The 19,157-nt window shown below is 60.5% G+C and carries 19 protein-coding genes and 4 tRNA genes; 8 read left to right on the top strand and 15 right to left on the bottom strand.

Translation table 11 applies throughout. The features are described from left to right. Nucleotides 1–56: 56 nt before the first annotated feature. Complete coding sequence (locus KVQ74_RS08135; RefSeq protein WP_217830569.1) at nucleotides 57–566, bottom strand: DUF1993 domain-containing protein; 510 nt, start codon at nucleotides 564–566, stop codon at nucleotides 57–59. A gap of 125 nt (nucleotides 567–691) precedes the next feature. Between KVQ74_RS08135 and KVQ74_RS08140 the strand changes: the two genes are divergently transcribed. After that, nucleotides 692–1,339, top strand: coding sequence for a YceH family protein (locus KVQ74_RS08140; protein ID WP_217830570.1), 648 nt, complete (start codon nucleotides 692–694; stop codon nucleotides 1,337–1,339). 58 nt (nucleotides 1,340–1,397) lie between these two features. Here KVQ74_RS08140 and KVQ74_RS08145 read toward each other — a convergent pair whose 3' ends face one another. Together KVQ74_RS08145 and KVQ74_RS08150 are read right to left on the bottom strand one after the other, a co-directional pair. After that, entirely contained in the window at nucleotides 1,398–1,916 is a 519-nt protein-coding gene (locus KVQ74_RS08145) for a cupin domain-containing protein (protein ID WP_217830571.1), read from the bottom strand. 110 nt (nucleotides 1,917–2,026) lie between these two features. Continuing rightward, a complete protein-coding gene (locus KVQ74_RS08150; RefSeq protein ID WP_217830572.1) occupies nucleotides 2,027–2,845 on the bottom strand; it encodes a shikimate 5-dehydrogenase in 819 nt (272 codons plus the stop codon). 253 nt (nucleotides 2,846–3,098) lie between these two features. On the opposite strand from KVQ74_RS08150, the gene KVQ74_RS08155 reads away from it, so the two are divergent. The 3 genes from KVQ74_RS08155 (at nucleotide 3,099) to KVQ74_RS08165 (ending at nucleotide 4,155) form a co-directional block, all read left to right on the top strand. After that, a complete protein-coding gene (locus tag KVQ74_RS08155) occupies nucleotides 3,099–3,449 on the top strand; it encodes a hypothetical protein (protein WP_217830573.1) in 351 nt (116 codons plus the stop codon). Nucleotides 3,450–3,675: 226 nt separating this feature from the next. Beyond that, nucleotides 3,676–3,870, top strand: coding sequence for a hypothetical protein (locus KVQ74_RS08160; protein WP_217830574.1), 195 nt, complete (start codon nucleotides 3,676–3,678; stop codon nucleotides 3,868–3,870). 102 nt (nucleotides 3,871–3,972) lie between these two features. Beyond that, on the top strand, nucleotides 3,973–4,155 hold the full coding sequence (locus KVQ74_RS08165; RefSeq protein ID WP_217830575.1) for a hypothetical protein: 183 nt from the start codon (nucleotides 3,973–3,975) through the stop codon (nucleotides 4,153–4,155). Here KVQ74_RS08165 and KVQ74_RS08170 read toward each other — a convergent pair. Further along, a complete protein-coding gene (locus KVQ74_RS08170; protein ID WP_217830576.1) occupies nucleotides 4,152–5,213 on the bottom strand; it encodes an AI-2E family transporter in 1,062 nt (353 codons plus the stop codon). The genes KVQ74_RS08165 and KVQ74_RS08170 overlap by 4 nt on opposite strands. 156 nt (nucleotides 5,214–5,369) lie before the next feature. Between KVQ74_RS08170 and trhP the strand changes: the two genes are divergently transcribed. Then, nucleotides 5,370–6,704 (top strand): prephenate-dependent tRNA uridine(34) hydroxylase TrhP, encoded by a 1,335-nt coding sequence (gene trhP / locus KVQ74_RS08175; RefSeq protein WP_217830577.1) that lies wholly within the window; start codon nucleotides 5,370–5,372, stop codon nucleotides 6,702–6,704. A gap of 77 nt (nucleotides 6,705–6,781) precedes the next feature. On the opposite strand, the gene KVQ74_RS08180 is transcribed toward trhP, so the two are convergent. The 10 genes from KVQ74_RS08180 to gltX form a co-directional block, all read right to left on the bottom strand. Further along, entirely contained in the window at nucleotides 6,782–7,228 is a 447-nt protein-coding gene (locus tag KVQ74_RS08180; RefSeq protein WP_217830578.1) for an Hsp20 family protein, read from the bottom strand. A gap of 120 nt (nucleotides 7,229–7,348) precedes the next feature. Further along, complete coding sequence (locus KVQ74_RS08185; RefSeq protein WP_217830579.1) at nucleotides 7,349–8,308, bottom strand: tRNA dihydrouridine synthase; 960 nt, start codon at nucleotides 8,306–8,308, stop codon at nucleotides 7,349–7,351. A gap of 84 nt (nucleotides 8,309–8,392) precedes the next feature. Next, nucleotides 8,393–8,842, bottom strand: coding sequence for an acyl-CoA thioesterase (locus tag KVQ74_RS08190; protein WP_217830580.1), 450 nt, complete (start codon nucleotides 8,840–8,842; stop codon nucleotides 8,393–8,395). 47 nt (nucleotides 8,843–8,889) lie between these two features. After that, the gene (locus tag KVQ74_RS08195) at nucleotides 8,890–9,723 is read right to left on the bottom strand and encodes an alpha/beta fold hydrolase (RefSeq protein WP_217830581.1); all 834 of its coding nucleotides are present in this window, start codon (nucleotides 9,721–9,723) and stop codon (nucleotides 8,890–8,892) included. Between the two features lie 30 nt (nucleotides 9,724–9,753). Continuing rightward, nucleotides 9,754–10,293: a TetR/AcrR family transcriptional regulator gene (locus KVQ74_RS08200; RefSeq protein WP_217830582.1), complete on the bottom strand. Its 540-nt coding sequence runs from the start codon at nucleotides 10,291–10,293 to the stop codon at nucleotides 9,754–9,756. 181 nt (nucleotides 10,294–10,474) lie between these two features. Then, a tRNA-Glu gene (locus KVQ74_RS08205) sits at nucleotides 10,475–10,550 on the bottom strand. 77 nt (nucleotides 10,551–10,627) lie between these two features. Beyond that, nucleotides 10,628–10,703 (bottom strand) — tRNA-Ala (locus KVQ74_RS08210). A gap of 53 nt (nucleotides 10,704–10,756) precedes the next feature. Further along, nucleotides 10,757–10,832 (bottom strand) — tRNA-Glu (locus KVQ74_RS08215). Nucleotides 10,833–10,911: 79 nt separating this feature from the next. Continuing rightward, nucleotides 10,912–10,987: transfer RNA gene (locus KVQ74_RS08220), tRNA-Ala, on the bottom strand. A gap of 203 nt (nucleotides 10,988–11,190) precedes the next feature. Further along, complete coding sequence (gene gltX, locus KVQ74_RS08225) at nucleotides 11,191–12,672, bottom strand: glutamate--tRNA ligase (RefSeq protein WP_217830583.1); 1,482 nt, start codon at nucleotides 12,670–12,672, stop codon at nucleotides 11,191–11,193. 230 nt (nucleotides 12,673–12,902) lie between these two features. Here gltX and KVQ74_RS08230 point away from each other — a divergent pair, with 230 nt between their 5' ends. After that, a complete protein-coding gene (locus KVQ74_RS08230; RefSeq protein WP_217830584.1) occupies nucleotides 12,903–13,952 on the top strand; it encodes an HlyD family secretion protein in 1,050 nt (349 codons plus the stop codon). Between the two features lie 49 nt (nucleotides 13,953–14,001). Beyond that, the gene (locus KVQ74_RS08235) at nucleotides 14,002–15,492 is read left to right on the top strand and encodes an MDR family MFS transporter (RefSeq protein ID WP_217830631.1); all 1,491 of its coding nucleotides are present in this window, start codon (nucleotides 14,002–14,004) and stop codon (nucleotides 15,490–15,492) included. A 59-nt stretch (nucleotides 15,493–15,551) separates the two neighbouring features. On the opposite strand, the gene uvrB is transcribed toward KVQ74_RS08235, so the two are convergent. Further along, nucleotides 15,552–17,567 carry an excinuclease ABC subunit UvrB gene (gene uvrB / locus KVQ74_RS08240; protein ID WP_217830585.1) on the bottom strand — a complete coding sequence of 672 codons (2,016 nt, stop codon included), beginning with the start codon at nucleotides 17,565–17,567 and terminating at the stop codon, nucleotides 15,552–15,554. Nucleotides 17,568–17,905: 338 nt separating this feature from the next. Here uvrB and KVQ74_RS08245 point away from each other — a divergent pair, with 338 nt between their 5' ends. Further along, on the top strand, nucleotides 17,906–19,102 hold the full coding sequence (locus KVQ74_RS08245) for an amino acid aminotransferase (RefSeq protein ID WP_217830586.1): 1,197 nt from the start codon (nucleotides 17,906–17,908) through the stop codon (nucleotides 19,100–19,102). Nucleotides 19,103–19,157: the final 55 nt, after the last annotated feature.

The following is a 19,157-nucleotide window of genomic DNA, read 5'->3' on the forward strand; positions in this document are numbered from 1 at the left end:
GAACAAAAAGCCCGCCAAGGCGCAAACCTTGGCGGGCTTTTTCGTTACCGGGTGTTTTAGAACGCGCCCATGTAATCGCGCTTGCCCACTTCAACGCCGTTGTGACGCAGCAGCGCGTAAGCAGTGGTGACATGGAAGAAGAACTGCGGCAGGCCGTAGGTCAGCAGGTAGGCCTGGCCGGTGAAGCGCTTCTCTTTCGGAGTGCCTGGACGGGTGACGATTTCGATGCCTTCCTTGCCATTGATCTGCTCTGGCTTGATCTCGCCGATGAAGGCCAGGACCTTGCTCAGCAGAGCCTGCAGGTCAGCGAAGGTGGTTTCGCTGTCGTCGTACTTCGGCACTTCAACTTCAGCCAGACGGGCCGACACGCCTTTGGCGAAGTCCACGGCGATCTGCACCTGACGCACCAGCTGGAACATGTCCGGGAACAGACGGGCTTGCAGGAAGGCGTTCGGGTCGATGTTTTTTTCGGTGGCGTGGGCTTCAGCCTTTTTCAGCACATCGCTCAGCGCAGTGAGCATTTGTTGGAAAACCGGGACGGATGCGGCGTACAGGGAGATGGTCATGACAGTCTCGCGTGGTGGCTGGGTGGAACATGCCGGCGATTATAGCCATGCTTGATGACCGCATGGCTTGCCTTTTGTTTGGCAAGGATTAGGCTAGGCGCCTTCGACTGCAGAGGGAACGCGCGATGACCACGGAACTTGAAGCAACCTTCGACGAACCACGGCTAAATGCCACGGAAATCCGCATTCTGGGTTCGCTGATCGAGAAACAGGCCACCAGCCCGGAAACCTATCCGTTGACCCTCAACGCACTGGTGCTGGCCTGCAACCAGAAGACCAGCCGCGAACCGGTGATGAACCTGACCCAGGGCCAGGTGGGCCAAAGCCTGCGCGCCCTCGAGGGCCGAGGTTTTGCCAAACTGGTGATGGGCAGCCGCGCCGACCGCTGGGAACACAAGGTCGACAAGGCGCTGGAACTGGTGCCGGCGCAACTGATCCTGACCGGTCTGATGTTTTTGCGCGGGCCGCAGACCGTCAACGAACTGCTGACTCGCAGTGGTCGCATGCATGAGTTTGAAGACGCCGAACAGGTGGTGCATCAACTGGAACGCCTGATTGGCCGAGGGCTGGCGGTGCTGATTCCGCGTCAGGCCGGCCAGCGCGAGGATCGCTACACCCACGCGCTGGGCGATCCGGCGGATATCGAGGCAATTCTGGCGGCGCGACAGCATCCTCAGGAACGCAGTGGCGGCAGCGGTGTTTCGGTAGAACGGATCGAAGAGCTGGAGGCGCGCATTGCGGCGCTGGAAGAGCGTCTGGCCCGTCTCGAATAATGTGCCGGTCTTGTGGGCGCGGGCGTGCCCGCGCCCACAGATCCTCGATCAGCCTTGGCTACTCGCCATCCCAGTAATCCACCCCGTCCGCCTGTCGCGCCACCGCGACAAAGCCTGACGCGTTGCCCTCGGCATCGACTTTGAAGTTGTCCATCACCGCATACTTGTTGGAATCGGGATACTCGCAAATGTCCGGTTGCTGCTGGGTGCTGACCGCCAGATAGCGCAGCTCCGCCGTACTGGTGTTGATGATCTGGTGCGCGGTTTCCGGGCCGCCCGGCGGGCAGGCGATCACGTCCCCGGCGCGGATCGGAAAGCGCTCGGCACCGAGGCGTACCTCCCCTTCTCCGGCCACCACGTAGAACATTTCCTCATTGACCCGATGGCTGTGGAACGGACTGCCGCGCATGCCCGGTGGCAGCGCGTAGAGCCGATAACCGAGCTTCTGCGCGCCCAGTTGCTGACCGATCCGGGCCATGCGCTGCTGATAACGGCCAGCGGTTTCACCCTCCGGGGCCAGAGCTTCGGGCAACGATTCGAGTTCGACCTGATGCAGGTTGAGAATGGGCGGCTTCATACGGTCCTCATCGCGGTTTTGTCGGTGGGCAAGTCTGCGCTTGCTGGCGATGCAGTATAGATGCCTGTGGGAGCGGGCTCGCTCGCGAAGCGGCCCGCCGAATCACCCGATCAACTGCGCGCAAACGCCACTGCCGCCTCAAACTGCTCCACGGTCGGCCGCACGCCGGTGTACAGGACAAACTGCTCCAGCGCCTGAATGGCGATCACTTCCAGCCCGGTGATCACTCGCTTGCCTTCGGCCCGGCCACGCACGATCAGCGGGGTTTCCGAGGGAATCGCCACCACATCGAACACCGTGTCTGCCGACCTGATCACCTCTGGTTCGAACGCCAGTTGCCCGGCCTCCGGCCCGCCGTCCATGCCGACCGGGGTGACGTTGATCAGCATTTGCGGGCGCTCTTCACCCAGATCTGCCTGCCAGCGGTAACCCAGGGAGTCCGCCAGCGCCCTGCCGGCGCGCTCGTTGCGCGCCACGATCAGACCGTTTTTGTAGCCACCATCGCGCAACGCACTGGCCACGGCTTTGGCCATGCCGCCGCTGCCGCGCAGGGCGAAGGTCGACTCCAGCGGCACGGCGTGGGTTTCCAGCAATTGCGCGATGGCAATGTAGTCGGTGTTGTAGGCCTTGAGATGGCCGTGGGTATTGACGATGGTGTTGATCGACTGGATCGCCGCCGCCGACGCATCCAGTTCATCGACCAGCGCAATGCTGGCCTCCTTGAACGGCATCGATACCCCGCAACCCCGAATGCCCAGGGCACGAATCCCGCCCACCGCACCGGGCAGGTCCTGACTGCTGAAGGCCTTGTAATAGAAGTTCAGGCCCAGTTGCTCATACAAATGATTATGAAAGCGCAGGCCGAAATTCCCGGGACGCCCAGACAGGGACATGCACAATTGGGTGTCTTTGTTGGGATTCATCTGCATGGGGATCTCCTCGAATGCACTTTCGGATGGACGGGATTAGCCAGACCATCAGGTTCTGAACGATCATACGGCGGTCTAACACGGGCATCACAGGCAATGCCCGGCAGCCGGTAAGGAAGCCGGTACAGACCTTACACAAAATTTACCCAGCCGCTGTGCTGATTTTCAGAATTTCGTTGTCATAGAGGTATCCCCGCGCCATCCCGCGCCTGTTGCAGGCCGGACGCCCGGGTCGAAGAACCGAGGATTTATCATGATTCGTAAACTCCCCATCGTGGCCTTGTTGATTGGTGCATTCGCGGTCACAGGTCAGGCAGAAGCCCATGGCGGTGGCTGGCAGGGTCCGGCGGTGTTTGGTGCGATCGTCGGCTCGGCCATCATCGGCTCGGCGCTCATCAACCAGGACCGGCCGGTCTATGTGCAACAGCCTGTTTACGCTCAGCCGCAACCGGTTTACGTACAACAGCCGCCACCACCGGTCTATTACCAACCGGCACCGGTGTACGTTCAACAACCGGTTTACGTGGCACCGGCCCCGGTTTATTACGGCCCGCCCCGTGGCTATTACGGTCGGCCGCACTACTACGGTGGCCCGCGCTGGTAACCGAAACGAAGCCCCGCTTTCAGCGGGGCTTTTTCATGGCCGTCCGTCGGCCAGAGTCTGAAAAAATCTCGTCAAGGTCGCTGTGGGGACAGTTTGTGCCGATAAAGTCGGCATGATGAATTGACCGTTGGGGGCAACACACAAAACGGTCATTTATTTGTCATGACGGAGCCGCAATCTGAATCCGTCCGTAAACAACAGGTTGATAACAACAAGGACGACTCGAATGCCTACACAAAATCCGCACCGCATTGTCGGTTTATGCACCTCAAGCAAGGTGTACAACGCGTTGACCGAACTCAAACATCTGGAAGGCCACCGCAGCGCCAAGTTTCTTTCGCTGCTGGCCGAGAACCTGGTGCGCAAGGGTTTACTCAACGAGCATGAAATCGTGCACATGCTCGATCAAGTGGTCGATTGAAACGGCGCTCAATGGCGTCAATGACCACTATCGAGAACGTTGATTTCTGATAAGTCCCGCGAGTCCTTAAGGTAGCTCCATAGATTGATGGAGGTACTTGTCATGGCTCAGGTTCAAATCATGTCCGTTATTGGCAGCGCGGTTCCCGCAGCGCTCAGAGCATCGGGGTTGCTTGCCTGCTGGTATCTGGTGCGCGATGGCGAGCCGATCAGCGGCCCGCTCACTTCATTGCCAGCCGCTCAGGCCTTGTCGCAGAAGATCGTCAACACCCCGTTCCAGGCCTAAGGCAGCTGCACTTTCGGCCGGGTTTCGACGAACAGCGCCCAGCTCGACATGAACAGCGCTGCAATCAGCGGCCCGATCACAAAACCGTTCAGACCGAACACCGCCAGACCGCCCAGGGTCGAAATCAGGATCATGTAGTCGGGCATTTTGGTGTCTTTGCCGACCAGCACCGGTCGCAGCACATTATCCACCAGACCGATCACAAACACCCCGAACAATCCCAGCACCACGCCTTGCCAGATCATCCCGCTGAGCAGGAAATAGACCGCCACCGGCCCCCAGACAATCCCCGCGCCGACTGCCGGCAACAGCGACAGAAACGCCATCAGCACCGCCCACAGCAGCGCGCTGGGAATATCGAGAAACCAGAAAATCGCCCCGCCCAACGCACCCTGTGTGATCGCCACCACCAGATTGCCCTTCACCGTCGCCCGCACCACCCGATTGAACTTGAGCTGCAAACGACGCTTGTGATGCTCCTCCAGAGGCACCGCCGTGCGCACCTTGCGCGCCAGCTCGGCGCCATCGCGCAGGAAGAAAAACAGCAGGTACAGCATGATGAAAAAACTCACCACGAACTCGAACGTGCCCTGACCGAAACTGAACGCCTGAGTCGCCAGTACCTGGCTGCCCTGCATCGCCGCCTTGACGATTTTCTCGCGCAACGCGTCAAGCTCTCCTACACCAAAACGATCGAGCAGATGCTGAAAGAACGGCGGCAGACTGTGTTTGAACTGCGCCAGGTAGGCGGCGATGTCCAGCTCGCCGCTTTCAATGTTCTTGTAGACCGTCGCCCCTTCCTGCACCAGCAGCACGCTGATGACGATCACCGGCAGGATCGCGATCACCAGACAGATGCTCAACGTACACAGCGACGTCAGATTGCGCTGCCAGCCGAACTTCTGTTGCATCCGCCGCTGCAGTGGCGCGAAAAGGATGCCGAGAATCACCGCCCAGAACACTGCGCCGTAGAACGGCAGCAGGATCCAGATGAAGGCGACCGTCACCAGTACCAGCAGCACCGTGAGGGATTTGAATTGCAGACTCTTTTGATTCATGTCCAGTCCATGTCAGTCAGGCGCCCCGCGCACCCGCCCAACTTAGTCAGCCCGCACCCGCGCGAGTGCCATCTTTGTTCATGGAGCATAGATCCAGATCAATGAAGCCTGGCCGCGACTGGTCTACCCTGCCGCGCTTTTGCGACCGACGCCGCCATGACCCTCACCTCTCCCCTTGCCGCTCCGGAATTGCTGGCGCCTGCCGGCACCCTGAAAAACATGCGTTACGCCTTCGCCTACGGCGCCGATGCGGTTTACGCCGGTCAGCCGCGCTACAGCCTGCGCGTACGCAACAACGAATTCGACCACGCCAACCTGGCCCTCGGCATTCGCGAAGCCCAGGCGCAGGGCAAGCGCTTCTACGTGGTGGTCAACATCGCGCCGCACAACGCCAAGCTCAAGACCTTCCTCAAGGATCTGGCGCCAGTGATCGACATGGCGCCGGACGCGCTGATCATGTCCGATCCGGGGTTGATCATGCTGGTACGCCGGCATTTTCCGCAGATGCCGATCCACCTTTCGGTGCAGGCCAACACCGTGAACTGGGCCAGCGTCGAGTTCTGGCAGCAGCAAGGGCTGAGCCGGATCATCCTGTCGCGGGAATTGTCGCTGGAAGAGATCGGTGAAATCCGCGATCAGGTGCCGGGCATGGAGCTGGAAGTGTTCGTTCACGGCGCGTTGTGCATGGCCTATTCCGGGCGTTGCCTGTTGTCGGGCTACATGAACAAGCGTGACGCCAACCAAGGCACCTGCACCAATGCCTGTCGCTGGAAATACACGGCAAAGGAAGCCACGGAAAACCAGCTTGGCGAGATCGTACAGACCTTTGAACCCGAGCCGACCCTCGGTATCGGTGCGCCGACCGATCAAGTGTTCCTGCTGCAGGAAGCCAACCGCCCCGACGAACTGATGCCGGCCTTCGAGGACGAGCACGGCACTTACATCATGAACGCCAAGGATCTGCGCGCCGTGCAACACGTCGAACGCCTGACCCGCATGGGCGTGCATTCACTGAAGATCGAGGGCCGTACCAAATCGCACTTCTATTGCGCACGCACCACCCAGGTCTACCGCCGGGCCATCGACGATGCCGTGGCCGGGCGCGAGTTCGATCGCAGCCTGATGAACGATCTGGAATCCCTGGCCCAACGGGGTTACACCGAAGGTTTTCTGCGCCGACACGTCCACGACGAATACCAGAACTACCAGAACGGCAGCTCGGTGTCGGAGCGTCAGCAGTTCGTTGGCGAATTGACCGGCGAGCGGCGGGATCGCCTGGCCGAGGTCAAGGTGAAAAACCGTTTTGCCGTGGGCGATCATCTGGAGCTGATGACCCCCAAGGGCAATTTCCACTTCGATCTGCAACACCTGCACAACCTCAAGGGCGAGGCCATCGACGTGGCGCCGGGCGACGGGCATACCGTGTATTTGCCGATTCCGGATGCGGTGGATTTGCGCTTCGGTTTGTTGATGCGGGACTTGAATACCTGAATCCCGCGCATAAAAAAATCCGATGCCATGACGGCATCGGATTTTTTTACCGGTCACTCAAGGTCGAACAATCGACCTCAGTGCTGGATGGCCGGCTTCTGCGCTCCGTTGATTGGAATGCGCTTGGCTTTCGCCTCTTCCGGGATCACGCGCAACAGATCGATGCTCAGCAGACCGTTGCTCAGGCCGGCTGCCTTGATCTCGATGTGATCGGCCAGACGGAAGGACAGCTTGAATGCACGCTGGGCGATGCCCTGGTGCAGGAAAGTGACGCCTTCGTTGGCATCACGCTTGCCGCCACTGATGGTCAGCACACCTTTCTCGACTTGCAGTTCCAGGTCTTCTTCCTGGAAACCGGCCGCCGCCACGACGATGCGGTATTGGTCGTCACCGTGCTTTTCGACGTTGTAGGGCGGGTAGGTGCTGCCTGGCTCATTGCGCAAGGCGGTTTCGAACAGGTCGTTGAAACGGTCGAAACCTACCGAGGAACGGAACAGTGGAGCGAGGGAAAATGCAGTACTCATGGTTCAAATCTCCTGAAAACAATCAGCAAGGTTTTTTATCTCCGCGACCCGAATTCGGCATCGCGTAACCCTTAGATAGGGACCGCTGATTTGATTTCAAGAGATTATTTGCAGATTTTTTCAGGCCGCTTCGGCCACCGGCAACCCCAGCAGACGCGACACCTGATCCGGCTCGGTCTCACGACGCAGCACAGTGAACAGCTCGGTGGCTTCCGGATAATTGCGGGTCAGCATCGCCAGCCATTGCTTCAGGCGACCCGGCGATTGACGCGCAGTCATCTGCGCCTTGGCCTGCAACCAGAAGTCCTGGATCAGCGGCAGCAGCTCGGCCCAGGTCATCTCGACCACCTCTTCCCCGGCTCGCGCGGCGGCAATCTGCCGGGCCAGATCCGGTCGCGAAACCAGACCGCGCCCGAGCATGATGTCTTCCACACCGCTGATTTCGCGGCAGCGGCGCCAGTCTTCGACACTCCAGATATCGCCGTTGGCAAACACCGGCACCTTGACCACGTCCTGCACGCGCGGAATCCACTCCCAATGGGCCGGTGGCTTGTAGCCATCGACCTTGGTGCGGGCGTGAACGACGATGTGCTCGGCGCCCCCTTCGGCCAGGGCCGTGGCGCAAACCAGCGACCCGTCCGGGCTGTCGAACCCCAGACGCATCTTGGCGGTCACCGGGATATGCGCTGGCACGGCACGCCGGACATGCTCGACGATCTGGTTGAGCAGTTCCGGCTCCTTGAGCAGCACCGCCCCGCCGCGGGACTTGTTGACGGTCTTGGCCGGGCAACCGAAGTTAAGGTCGATGACCTCGGAACCCAGCTCACAGGCCAGCGCCGCGTTTTCCGCCAGACAGACCGGATCCGATCCGAGCAGTTGCACACGCAGCGGCACGCCGGACGCGGTGCGGGCACCGTTGAGCAGCTCCGGGCCGAACTTGTGGAAGTACGCCGGAGTGAGCAGCTGATCGTTGACTCGAATGAATTCGGTGACGCACCAATCGATGCCGCCAACCCGGGTCAGCACGTCACGAAGGATGTCGTCGACCAACCCCTCCATGGGCGCCAGAGCAATTTGCATGGGGAAAACACTACTCAAGGAAAAAACGTGCGGCAGTTTACTGGATTATTGAGGGATTCTGCAGGCTTCACTGAACCCCGGCGGTCAGCTTTGCAGGCATTCCTGCGTTTGAATCGCCGGGCCATAGCCTTCGATGAACTCGGCCGGCATGCGCTTGGGCTTGCCGGTGGACAGTTCGATGCAGACAAACGTGGTTTGCGCGCGCAGCAACGTGGTGTTGTCGCCGGGACGGATCAATTGGAAATGCCGGGTCATTTTCAGGCGCTGATCCCAATCGACGATCCAGGTCGCCAATTGCAGCTCGTCGCCTTCGTAGGCGGCCGCCAGGTAATCGATTTCATGACGCACCACCGCCATCGCCCGATCCAGACGCCGGTACTCGACCAGATCCAGGCCCAGCCGCTGTGAATGGCGCCAGGCGCAGCGTTCGAGCCAGGTCACGTAAACCGCATTGTTCGCGTGCCCCAGCCCGTCGATGTCCTCGGCGCCTACTTGCAGATCAATGGTAAACGGTGTTGCCCGATCCCAGCTCATGCCCCACTCCCGGTCAGATAATTCAACCGGGGCAGTGTAACGGAAGCTCAGGCCGATTGCCGCGCCTGCAAACTGCGCCCGGCCAACAGCGATAACACGCCATCAATGACCCGGGGATCGGCCAGCACACGCTGATGACCACCGTCCGCCAGGCGCAGGAGGCGACTGTCGAACCAGGCTTCGTGGATCAGTTGGGATTCTTTGACCGAAACGAATTTATCGTCCTCGGCATGCACGATCAGGCCCGGCATATCCAGTTGATAATGCGCGACATCAAGGGTCGCGGCGCGCATGCCGACATCGTTCTCGACCTGACGAATGAACGCGGAACGCGCCCTCGGCGGCATCCCGACGTAGCGGGCAAAGCCACGCAGCACCCCGAGAATGCGCGCCGGCGCGGCGATGCTCACCAGGGTTTCAGTGCGCAACCCCAATTGCACCGCAAGCATGGCGCTGGCGCCGCCCATGGAGTGACCGATGACCGCTTGCAGCGGCGGCAATTCGGCGGCGGCTTCGAGCATGGCCCGGGCGAACAACACGACGTTGGCCTCACGCCCCGGCGAACGACCGTGGGCCGGACCATCGAGCGCGACGACAGTGTAGCCGGCCTCGACCAGGGCGCTGATCAACGCGGCGAACTGGGTTGGGCGCCCTTCCCATCCGTGCATCAGCAGCACGGTCGGGCCTTGTCCCCAGCGCAATGCCGAAAGGCCGAAGCGCAGGGTGATTCGTTCGGACTTTGCCAGCAGCGGCAACTCCCAGTCCCTCGGAGGCAGCTCGCGCGGCGTCATGAACGCCAGACGCATCTTGCTCGCCACCAGTTTCGGTGCAAACCAGCCCAAGGTGCCATTAACGCCGCGAACCCACTTCAACGTACCCATCGCACTCTCCTCAGGCCTGTCGCCTTCAGCTCAACGCACCGCCGACTTGGCGGCGCGCAGCAATCGATCGGACAAATCACCCGGCCCCAACGCCCTCGCGAGCGCCAGGCCACCTACCATCAAGGCCATGTCGGCCAACGCTTTATCGATGTCTTCGGGGCTTGCAGCCAACTGTGCGGTCATCAGCTCCACGTGCTCGTTCAGCGCGATACGGAACGTTTCCGGCAACCGTCCAAGTTCGCCGATGGAGGCCGGGATCGGACATGCCGCATCGCTGGAGTCACGATGCTTGCGCGACAGGTAGAACGCGGCGACCAGTGCGCGACGTTCTTCGCCGGTCAACTCGGTGTCCATGTCGTCAATCAGGTCGCGACGCCGACTCAGCAATTGCGTGAACGCCTCAAGCATCATCGCGTCCTTGCTTTCGAAGTGTGCGTAGAAGCCACCGACGGTCAGGCCGGCTGCGCCCATCACTTCGCCCACGCTCGGCTCGGCCGGGCCACGCTGAATCAGTGCGGCGCTGGCAGCCTTGAGGATGCGTTCACGGGTTTGAGCTTTCTTGTCGTTCATCGTCGCCTCCAAATATTACGATTAGAATATTATTCTCATAATAATATTCTGCAAGTCATGAATTTGACCGTTGGTCTGAAGCACAGTGTAAGGAAAAAGGAGATTTGGCCAAACGCCAGACAAACAAAAGGGCCATTCAATAATTGAATGACCCTTAAAAATCCCGCAGTGCGGGTAATCGTGGCGTCCCCTAGGGGACTCGAACCCCTGTTACCGCCGTGAAAGGGCGGTGTCCTAGGCCACTAGACGAAGGGGACGCAAACCCTTCTACAACTGATCAGTGCTGAGTGCTGATCGCTTCAAGGCCGGTGTGGCCAGGTCTTGAAGTGTAAATTGGTGGAGCTAGACGGGATCGAACCGTCGACCTCTTGCATGCCATGCAAGCGCTCTCCCAGCTGAGCTATAGCCCCGGATTTTTCGCCTCGCGGCGGAGCGACATCTTGTAACATCGCTTCTGTAAAACTGGCGTCCCCTAGGGGACTCGAACCCCTGTTACCGCCGTGAAAGGGCGGTGTCCTAGGCCACTAGACGAAGGGGACGCAAACCCTTCTATACAACTGACCAACGCTGAGTGTTGATCGCTTCGAAGCCGGTGTGGCCAGGCTTCGAAGTGTAAATTGGTGGAGCTAGACGGGATCGAACCGTCGACCTCTTGCATGCCATGCAAGCGCTCTCCCAGCTGAGCTATAGCCCCTCATCGTTGATGTCATCGCTGAGGACGGGGCGAATCTTAAGGGCGTATCGAAAGCCTGTCAAACTTATTTTTCAAAAAATTTAAAATTTTTTGTCGGCATAACAATCACTTACCGCCCTCCCCCCGAAAATCCGGGGGGAAAACGCCGAAGGGCAGGATCAAAAGATCCTGCCCTTCGGTGCTTACTGCAGAGTCAGACGCAATCAGGCGATACTGCCCAACAGCTTTTCCCACTCTTTGTTTTCTTTCTTCGACACGCCGCCCAGCAGGTCAATCGCCTGGCGCAGACGGAAACGGGTCAGATCCGGGCCGAGGATTTCCATCGCATCGAGCACCGAAACGGAACTCGCCTGGCCGGTGATCGCCGCGAACATCAACGGCATCGCATCACGCAGTTTCAGCTCCAGGGATTCGACCACCGCCTGAATCGTCGCGGTGATGGTGTCCTTCTCCCACTGCCGCAGGCTTTCCAGTTTCCACAGGATCAACTGCATCAATTGCCGAACCTGGTCGCCGGAGAGTTTCTTCGACTCGAACAGCTTGGCATCCGGGTTCACACCCCCGGCGAAGAAGAACCCGGCCAGCGGTGCAACCTGGCTGAACGTTTCGACGCGACCCTGAACGTGCGGTGCGATCTTCATCATGTATTCGGCGTTGAACGCCCACTTCTGTACCCGCGCGGCGAATTCTTCCACCGGCAGGTCACGCAGCCACTGGCCGTTGAGCCACGACAGTTTCTCGATATCGAAAATCGGCCCGCCCAGGGACACGCGGCTGAGGTCGAAGTTGTCGACCATTTCCTGCAGCGAGAACTTCTCGCGCTCGTCCGGCATCGACCAGCCCATGCGGCCCAGGTAGTTGAGCATGGCTTCCGGCATGAAACCCATGCGCTCGTAGAACGTCACCGAGGTCGGGTTCTTGCGCTTGGACAGCTTGCTCTTGTCCGGGTTACGCAGCAGCGGCATGTAGCACAGGGTCGGTTTTTCCCAACCGAAGTACTCGTAGAGCAAGATCAGTTTCGGCGCCGACGGCAGCCATTCTTCGCCACGCAGCACATGGGTAATGCCCATCAGGTGGTCGTCGACCACGTTGGCCAGGAAGTACGTCGGCAGGCCGTCGGTCTTCATCAGCACTTGCATGTCCATGCGATCCCATGGGATCTCGACATCGCCACGCAGCATGTCCGGCACCACGCAGACGCCCTCGCTCGGCACTTTCATGCGGATCACATGCGGCTCGCCAGCGGCCAGACGGCGCGCGACTTCTTCCTTGGACAGCAGCAGCGCACGACCGTCGTAACGCGGGGTTTCGCCGCGAGCCATTTGCTCGGCGCGCATCTGGTCCAGTTCTTCAGCGGTGCAGAAGCACGGGAAGGCGTGGCCCAGGTCGACCAGTTGCTGGCAATACTTCTGGTAGATATCGCCGCGCTCGCTCTGCCGGTACGGACCGTGCGGGCCGCCGACGTCCGGGCCTTCGCTCCAGTCGATGCCGAGCCAGCGCAGGGCGTCGAAGATCTGCTGTTCGGACTCGCGGGTCGAACGCAACTGGTCGGTGTCTTCGATCCGCAGGATGAACTCACCGCCATGCTGCTTGGCAAAGCAGTAGTTGAACAATGCGATGTAAGCGGTACCTACGTGGGGATCCCCGGTAGGCGATGGCGCGATGCGAGTGCGGACGGTGGTCATGGCATGTCTCGAAAAGAATGAAAAGCAAAGAACAATCAAGCGGCGAATGGTAACAGGCGACACCCGCCCCGCTCCAGCGGACAGGGCATTTAAGCCAAGTTTGCGTCTGTAACGCCCGTTGGCCGTGGTGAATGGCCGAATATCAGCGCATGGCATTTACCGCTTGTCGGCTGTATGCCAGATTCCCCGCCTGATAACTTTCCTTACAATTCCTCGACTACAGTTTGCCCATGCCTGCCCAACTCAAGCGTCGCCTGTCCATTTTCCTGCTGCTCGTCCTGCTGATTGCCGGAGGCTTTTTCGCGCATTGGTTTTTCAAGGGGCGCTTTTATGAAAGCACCGACAATGCCTATGTCCAGGGTGAAATCACCCGCGTGTCGAGCCAGTTGAGCGCGCGGATCGATGAAGTGCTGGTGCAGGACAACCAGCACGTCGAAAAGGGCCAGTTGCTGGTGCGTCTCGAAGGCAATGACTTCAGCCTGGCGGTAGATCGCGCCAATGCCGCCCTCGCCACCCGCGAGGCCGAGCGCCAGCAGGCGCAAAGCAAACTGACCCAGCAAGCCAGCCTGATCGCCGCCAGCGATGCGCAAGTGGCGACCACGCAAGCGACCCTCGGTCGCTCGCAGATCGACCTGTCCCGCGCCCAGACCCTGCGCAAGCCCGGCTATGTGTCCGAGGAGCGCGTGACCACCCTCTCCGCCGACGCCCATATTGCCCGCTCACAAGTCGCCAAGGCTCAGGCTGACGCGCAGAGCCAGCGCCAACAGGTCAACGCCCTGACCGCCGAAATCAAACGCCTCGACGCACAGATCGCCAACGCCCGCGCCGACCTCGCGCAAGCCCGACTGAACCTGACCCGCAGCGAAATCCACGCGCCGATCAGCGGCCTGATCGGCCAGCGCGCGGCGCGCAATGGTCAGGTGGTGCAGGCCGGCGCGTACCTGCTGTCGATCGTTCCGGACGAAGACATCTGGGTGCAGGCCAACTTCAAGGAAACCCAGATCGGCCGCATGCAGCCAGGGCAAAAGGCCGAACTGGTGTTCGACGCCTATGGCGACACCCCGATCGAAGCTCGGGTCGACAGTCTGTTCGCCGCCTCCGGGGCGCAGTTCAGCCTGCTGCCGCCAGACAATGCCACCGGCAACTTCACCAAAGTCGTACAACGGATTCCGGTAAAACTGACGTTCAAGGCTGACAACCCGCTGCACGGCAAGATTCGTCCGGGCATGTCGGTCACCGCCACCGTGAATATCAAAGACGCCCCAGACAATGGCCGGTGATGCGCTGATCCGCCCGGTCGGCGAACCGACGCGGCGGGACTGGATCGCGGTGATGAGCGTGATGCTCGGCGCATTCATGGCAGTGCTCGACATTCAGATCACCAACTCCTCGCTCAAGGATATTCAGGGCGCGTTGTCGGCCACGCTGGAGGAAGGCTCGTGGATTTCCACCTCCTACCTGGTGGCGGAAATCATCATGATTCCGCTGACCGCGTGGCTGGTGCAGTTGCTGTCGGCGCGACGGCTGGCGGTGTGGGTGTCGCTGGGCTTTTTGATTTCCTCGCTGCTGTGTTCGATGGCCTGGAGCCTGGAGAGCATGATCGTGTTCCGCGCCATGCAGGGTTTCACCGGCGGCGCGCTGATCCCGCTGGCGTTCACCCTGACGCTGATCAAACTCCCCGAACACCACCGCGCCAAAGGCATGGCGATGTTTGCCATGACCGCCACCTTCGCCCCCTCCATCGGCCCCACGCTGGGCGGCTGGCTCACGGAAAACTGGGGCTGGGAATACATCTTCTATATCAACATCCCACCGGGCCTGATCATGATCGCCGGGCTGATGTATGGCCTGGAGAAGAAAGAAGCGCATTGGGAACTGCTGAAAAGCACCGACTACACCGGCATTCTCACTCTGGGCGTCGGCCTCGGATGCTTGCAGGTATTTCTTGAGGAGGGCCACCGCAAGGACTGGCTCGAATCCAACCTGATCGTGACGCTGGGCAGCATCGCGCTGCTGAGCCTGATCACCTTCGTGATCGTGCAGTTTTCCAAGCCCAATCCGCTGATCAATCTGGGCATCCTGCGCAATCGCAATTTCGGCCTGTCGAGCATTTCCAGCCTCGGCATGGGCGTCGGGCTGTACGGCTCGATCTACCTGCTGCCGCTTTATCTGGCGCAGATCCAGAACTACAACGCCCTGCAAATCGGCGAAGTGATCATGTGGATGGGCGTGCCGCAGTTGTTCCTGATTCCGCTGGTGCCGAAACTGATGAAATTCGTCTCGCCGAAATGGCTATGCACTATCGGTTTCGGCCTGTTCGGGCTGGCGAGTTTTTCTTCGGGGGTGCTCAACCCGGATTTCGCCGGGCCGCAGTTCAACCAGATCCAGATCATCCGCGCCTTGGGTCAGCCCTTGATCATGGTGACCATTTCGCTGATCGCCACCGCTTACATCCTGCCGCAGGACGCGGGTTCGGCGTCGAGCCTGTTCAACATTTTGCGCAACCTCGGCGGCGCCATCGGCATCGCCCTGCTCGCGACCTTGCTGGATGCGCGAACCAAGACCTACTTCGATTATCTGCGCGAGGCGGTGGTGCCGACCAATCCGCAAGTGGCCGAGCGACTGGCGTCAATGGCAGACCGCTTTGGCAGCGAGAACGCGGCGCTGGGCAAACTCAGCGAGATCGTGCATCAGCAGGCGCTGATCATGGCCTACAACGATGCGTTTCATTTTGTCGGGATTGCGCTGGGGGTCAGCATGCTGGCGGTGTTGCTGACCAAGAAGCTGCCGGCGGGATTGAAGGCCGGGGAAGCGCACTGACCGAGATTGCGGCCTCTTCGCAGATTTACCCGCGAAGAGGCCCGCTCAGGCGCTGAAGATCAAACGTTCAACAACCGCTCGCGAAGTTTGGCAATCTCGTCGCGCATCTGCGCCGCCGCTTCGAACTCCAGATCCCGCGCCAACTGGTACATCTTCTCTTCCAGGGCGCGAATCCGTTTGGTGATCTCGCTGGGCGAGCGCAATTCGGCTTCGTATTTGGCGTTTTCCTCGGCAGCCTTGGCCATGCCTTTGCGCTTCTTGCTGCGCGAGCCAGGCACGGTGGCGCCTTCCATGATGTCGGTAACGTCCTTGACCACACCCTTGGGGACGATGCCGTTGGCTTCGTTGAAAGCGATCTGCTTCTCGCGGCGACGCTCGGTCTCGCCGATCGCCCGTTCCATCGAGCCGGTCATGTTGTCGGCATACAGAATCGCCCGGCCATTGAGGTTCCGCGCCGCACGGCCGATGGTCTGGATCAGCGAGCGCTCGGAACGCAGGAAACCTTCCTTGTCCGCGTCGAGAATCGCCACCAGCGACACCTCGGGCATGTCCAGGCCCTCACGCAGCAGGTTGATCCCGACCAGCACATCGAAAGTGCCCAGGCGCAGGTCGCGGATGATCTCGACCCGCTCCACGGTGTCGATGTCCGAGTGCAGATAACGCACGCGCACGCCATGGTCGGCCAGGTAATCGGTGAGGTCTTCGGCCATGCGCTTGGTCAGCGTGGTGACCAGGACCCGCTCCTCGACCGCCACCCGCTTGTTGATTTCCGAAAGCAGATCGTCGACCTGGGTCAGCGCCGGGCGCACCTCGACCTGCGGGTCGACCAGTCCGGTCGGGCGCACCACTTGCTCGATCACCCGTCCGGCGTGTTCGGCTTCGTAGTTACCCGGCGTTGCCGAGACGAAAATCGTCTGCGGGCTGACCCCCTCCCACTCGTCGAAACGCATGGGCCGGTTGTCCAGCGCCGATGGCAGACGGAAGCCGTACTCCACCAGCGTTTCTTTGCGCGAGCGGTCGCCCTTATACATTGCGCCGACTTGCGGGACGCTGACGTGGGATTCGTCGATCACCAGCAAGGCGTCGGCCGGCAGGTAATCGTAGAGCGTCGGTGGCGCCGCGCCCGCCGGGCGTCCCGAAAGGTAGCGCGAGTAGTTTTCGATGCCGTTGCAGTAGCCGAGCTCGAGGATCATCTCCAGGTCGAAACGGGTGCGCTGCTCCAGACGCTGGGCCTCGACCAGTTTGTTGCTGTTGCGCAGGTATTCCAGGCGCTCCTGCAACTCGACCTTGATCCCTTCGATGGCATCGAGCAGGGTTTCCCGGGGTGTCACATAGTGACTCTTCGGATAGAACGTGAAACGCGGCAGTTTGCGGATGACCTCGCCGGTCAGCGGGTCGAACGCGGAAATGCTCTCCACCTCGTCATCGAACAGCTCGATGCGGATGGCTTCGAGGTCGGATTCGGCCGGGTAGATGTCGATCACATCACCGCGCACCCGGAAGGTGGCACGGGCGAAATCCATGTCGTTGCGGGTGTATTGCAGGTCGGCGAGGCGCCGCACCAGCGCGCGCTGATCGAGTTTGTCGCCGCGATCGACGTGCAACACCATCTTCAGATAGGTTTCCGGACTGCCCAGGCCGTAGATGCACGACACCGTGGTGACGATGATTGCGTCCTTGCGCTCGAGCAACGCCTTGGTCGCGGACAGACGCATCTGCTCGATGTGGTCGTTGATCGACGCATCCTTCTCGATGAAGGTGTCGGACGATGGCACATAGGCTTCGGGCTGATAGTAGTCGTAGTAGGACACGAAGTATTCGACGGCGTTGTTCGGGAAGAACGACTTGAATTCGCCGTACAACTGCGCCGCCAGAGTCTTGTTCGGCGCCAGCACCAGCGTCGGCCGCTGCACCTGGGCGATCACGTTGGCAATGCTGAACGTCTTGCCCGAACCGGTCACGCCGAGCAGCGTCTGGTGCGCCAGACCGGCTTCAATGCCTTCGACCATCTGGCGAATGGCTTCCGGCTGATCGCCGGCGGGATCGAAGCGGGTGACGAGCTGAAATTCGGACATAAATACCTCTGGGGGTCGCAACGCTCCGGGTCAACCGGCAGGCCACGGAAAAGACCGATAACGAGCGATGTCGCCCGAGGAAAAATCAGGATTGTGCTGAATGTGGAGCCGATTGCCTGCTCTTTCAAGGCAAACGTCCTACATCCGGTAAAGTCTCTGACATATTCAATCGACTAACGGTCGAGAAATAATCGGAAAAACTTACCGTAAAAGCCGATTCGCCTGTCGCCATGCGTCGCAGATGGCCTCTATACTAGCTCCCCGTTTGTGCACCGCTCTAGTGCATTCGGCTGGAGCGCGACACGTCCCTCCATACTCCATTCAGAGCCGCCGCAAAAATGAGCCTGTTCTCCGCTGTCGAAATGGCACCCCGCGATCCAATCCTGGGCCTCAACGAAGCATTCAACGCCGATACCCGTACCGACAAGGTCAACCTGGGTGTAGGTGTCTACTGCAACGAAGAGGGGCGAATTCCACTCCTGCGCGCCGTGATCGAGGCCGAAACCATTCGTGCCGCTCAGCACGCTTCCCGTGGCTACCTGCCGATCGACGGCATCGCCGCCTACGACCAGGCGGTGCAGAAGCTGCTGTTCGGCAATGATTCGCCGCTGCTGGCTGCCGGTCGTGTCGTCACCACTCAGGCGGTCGGCGGGACCGGCGCACTGAAGATCGGTGCAGACTTCCTCAAGCAATTGCTGCCGAACGCCGTTGTGGCGATCAGCGACCCGAGCTGGGAAAACCACCGAGCGCTGTTCGAAACCGCCGGTTTCCCGGTGCAGAACTATCGCTACTACGACGCCGCCACCCACGATGTGAACCGTGCCGGCCTGCTCGAAGACCTCAACGCCCTGCCGAACGGCTCGATCGTTGTGCTGCACGCCTGCTGCCACAACCCGACCGGTGTCGACCTGAGCCCGAGCGACTGGAAAAACGTTCTGGAAGCCGTGCGCGCCAAAGGTCATGTGCCGTTCCTCGACATGGCCTACCAGGGCTTCGGTGACGGCATCGCCGAAGACGCCGCTGCCGTGCGTCTGTTCGCCGAGTCGGGCCTGACCTTCTTTGTTTCCAGCTCGTTCTCCAAATCGTTCTCGCTGTACGGCGAACGCGTCGGTGCGCTGTCGATCATCAGCGAGTCGAAAGAAGAAAGCGCCCGCGTTCTGTCGCAAGTCAAACGCGTGATCCGCACCAACTACTCCAACCCGCCGACCCACGGTGCAAGCATCGTCGCCGCTGTGCTGAACAGCCCGGAACTGCGCGCGCAATGGGAAGCGGAGCTGGCGGAAATGCGTCTGCGGATTCGCGGCATGCGCGAACAAATGGTCGATCTGCTGGCGCAAAAAGCCCCGCAGCGTGACTTCAGCTTCGTCGGTCGTCAGCGCGGCATGTTCTCCTACTCCGGCCTGACCGTTGAACAGGTTCACCGCCTGCGCAACGAGTTCGGCATCTACGCCCTGGACACCGGCCGCATCTGCGTCGCCGCACTGAACCAGAGCAACATCAAAGTGGTCACGGATGCGATCGTTCAGGTCATCTGATCCGCCGCTGTGATGAAAAGCGGGAAGCCTTCGGGCTTCCCGTTTTTATTTGTCC

Origin of the sequence: Pseudomonas botevensis (assembly GCF_019145475.1) — a bacterium.
Classification (GTDB): Bacteria; Pseudomonadota; Gammaproteobacteria; order Pseudomonadales; family Pseudomonadaceae; genus Aquipseudomonas; species Aquipseudomonas botevensis.

What these genes read in the sequence shown, in the direction of transcription:
- KVQ74_RS08185 (WP_217830579.1), bottom strand. Translation starts at nt 8,308, where the DNA reads ATGCAAATTGCTCTGGCGCCCATGGAGGGGTTGGTCGACGACATCCTT.
- KVQ74_RS08180 (WP_217830578.1), bottom strand. Translation starts at nt 7,228, where the DNA reads ATGAGTACTGCATTTTCCCTCGCTCCACTGTTCCGTTCCTCGGTAGGT.
- KVQ74_RS08230 (WP_217830584.1), top strand. Translation starts at nt 12,903, where the DNA reads ATGCCTGCCCAACTCAAGCGTCGCCTGTCCATTTTCCTGCTGCTCGTC.
- uvrB (WP_217830585.1), bottom strand. Translation starts at nt 17,567, where the DNA reads ATGTCCGAATTTCAGCTCGTCACCCGCTTCGATCCCGCCGGCGATCAG.
- KVQ74_RS08245 (WP_217830586.1), top strand. Translation starts at nt 17,906, where the DNA reads ATGAGCCTGTTCTCCGCTGTCGAAATGGCACCCCGCGATCCAATCCTG.
- KVQ74_RS08200 (WP_217830582.1), bottom strand. Translation starts at nt 10,293, where the DNA reads ATGAACGACAAGAAAGCTCAAACCCGTGAACGCATCCTCAAGGCTGCC.
- KVQ74_RS08150 (WP_217830572.1), bottom strand. Translation starts at nt 2,845, where the DNA reads ATGCAGATGAATCCCAACAAAGACACCCAATTGTGCATGTCCCTGTCT.
- KVQ74_RS08145 (WP_217830571.1), bottom strand. Translation starts at nt 1,916, where the DNA reads ATGAAGCCGCCCATTCTCAACCTGCATCAGGTCGAACTCGAATCGTTG.
- KVQ74_RS08170 (WP_217830576.1), bottom strand. Translation starts at nt 5,213, where the DNA reads ATGAATCAAAAGAGTCTGCAATTCAAATCCCTCACGGTGCTGCTGGTA.
- KVQ74_RS08190 (WP_217830580.1), bottom strand. Translation starts at nt 8,842, where the DNA reads ATGAGCTGGGATCGGGCAACACCGTTTACCATTGATCTGCAAGTAGGC.
- KVQ74_RS08195 (WP_217830581.1), bottom strand. Translation starts at nt 9,723, where the DNA reads ATGGGTACGTTGAAGTGGGTTCGCGGCGTTAATGGCACCTTGGGCTGG.
- trhP (WP_217830577.1), top strand. Translation starts at nt 5,370, where the DNA reads ATGACCCTCACCTCTCCCCTTGCCGCTCCGGAATTGCTGGCGCCTGCC.
- KVQ74_RS08140 (WP_217830570.1), top strand. Translation starts at nt 692, where the DNA reads ATGACCACGGAACTTGAAGCAACCTTCGACGAACCACGGCTAAATGCC.
- KVQ74_RS08155 (WP_217830573.1), top strand. Translation starts at nt 3,099, where the DNA reads ATGATTCGTAAACTCCCCATCGTGGCCTTGTTGATTGGTGCATTCGCG.
- KVQ74_RS08160 (WP_217830574.1), top strand. Translation starts at nt 3,676, where the DNA reads ATGCCTACACAAAATCCGCACCGCATTGTCGGTTTATGCACCTCAAGC.
- gltX (WP_217830583.1), bottom strand. Translation starts at nt 12,672, where the DNA reads ATGACCACCGTCCGCACTCGCATCGCGCCATCGCCTACCGGGGATCCC.
- KVQ74_RS08135 (WP_217830569.1), bottom strand. Translation starts at nt 566, where the DNA reads ATGACCATCTCCCTGTACGCCGCATCCGTCCCGGTTTTCCAACAAATG.
- KVQ74_RS08165 (WP_217830575.1), top strand. Translation starts at nt 3,973, where the DNA reads ATGGCTCAGGTTCAAATCATGTCCGTTATTGGCAGCGCGGTTCCCGCA.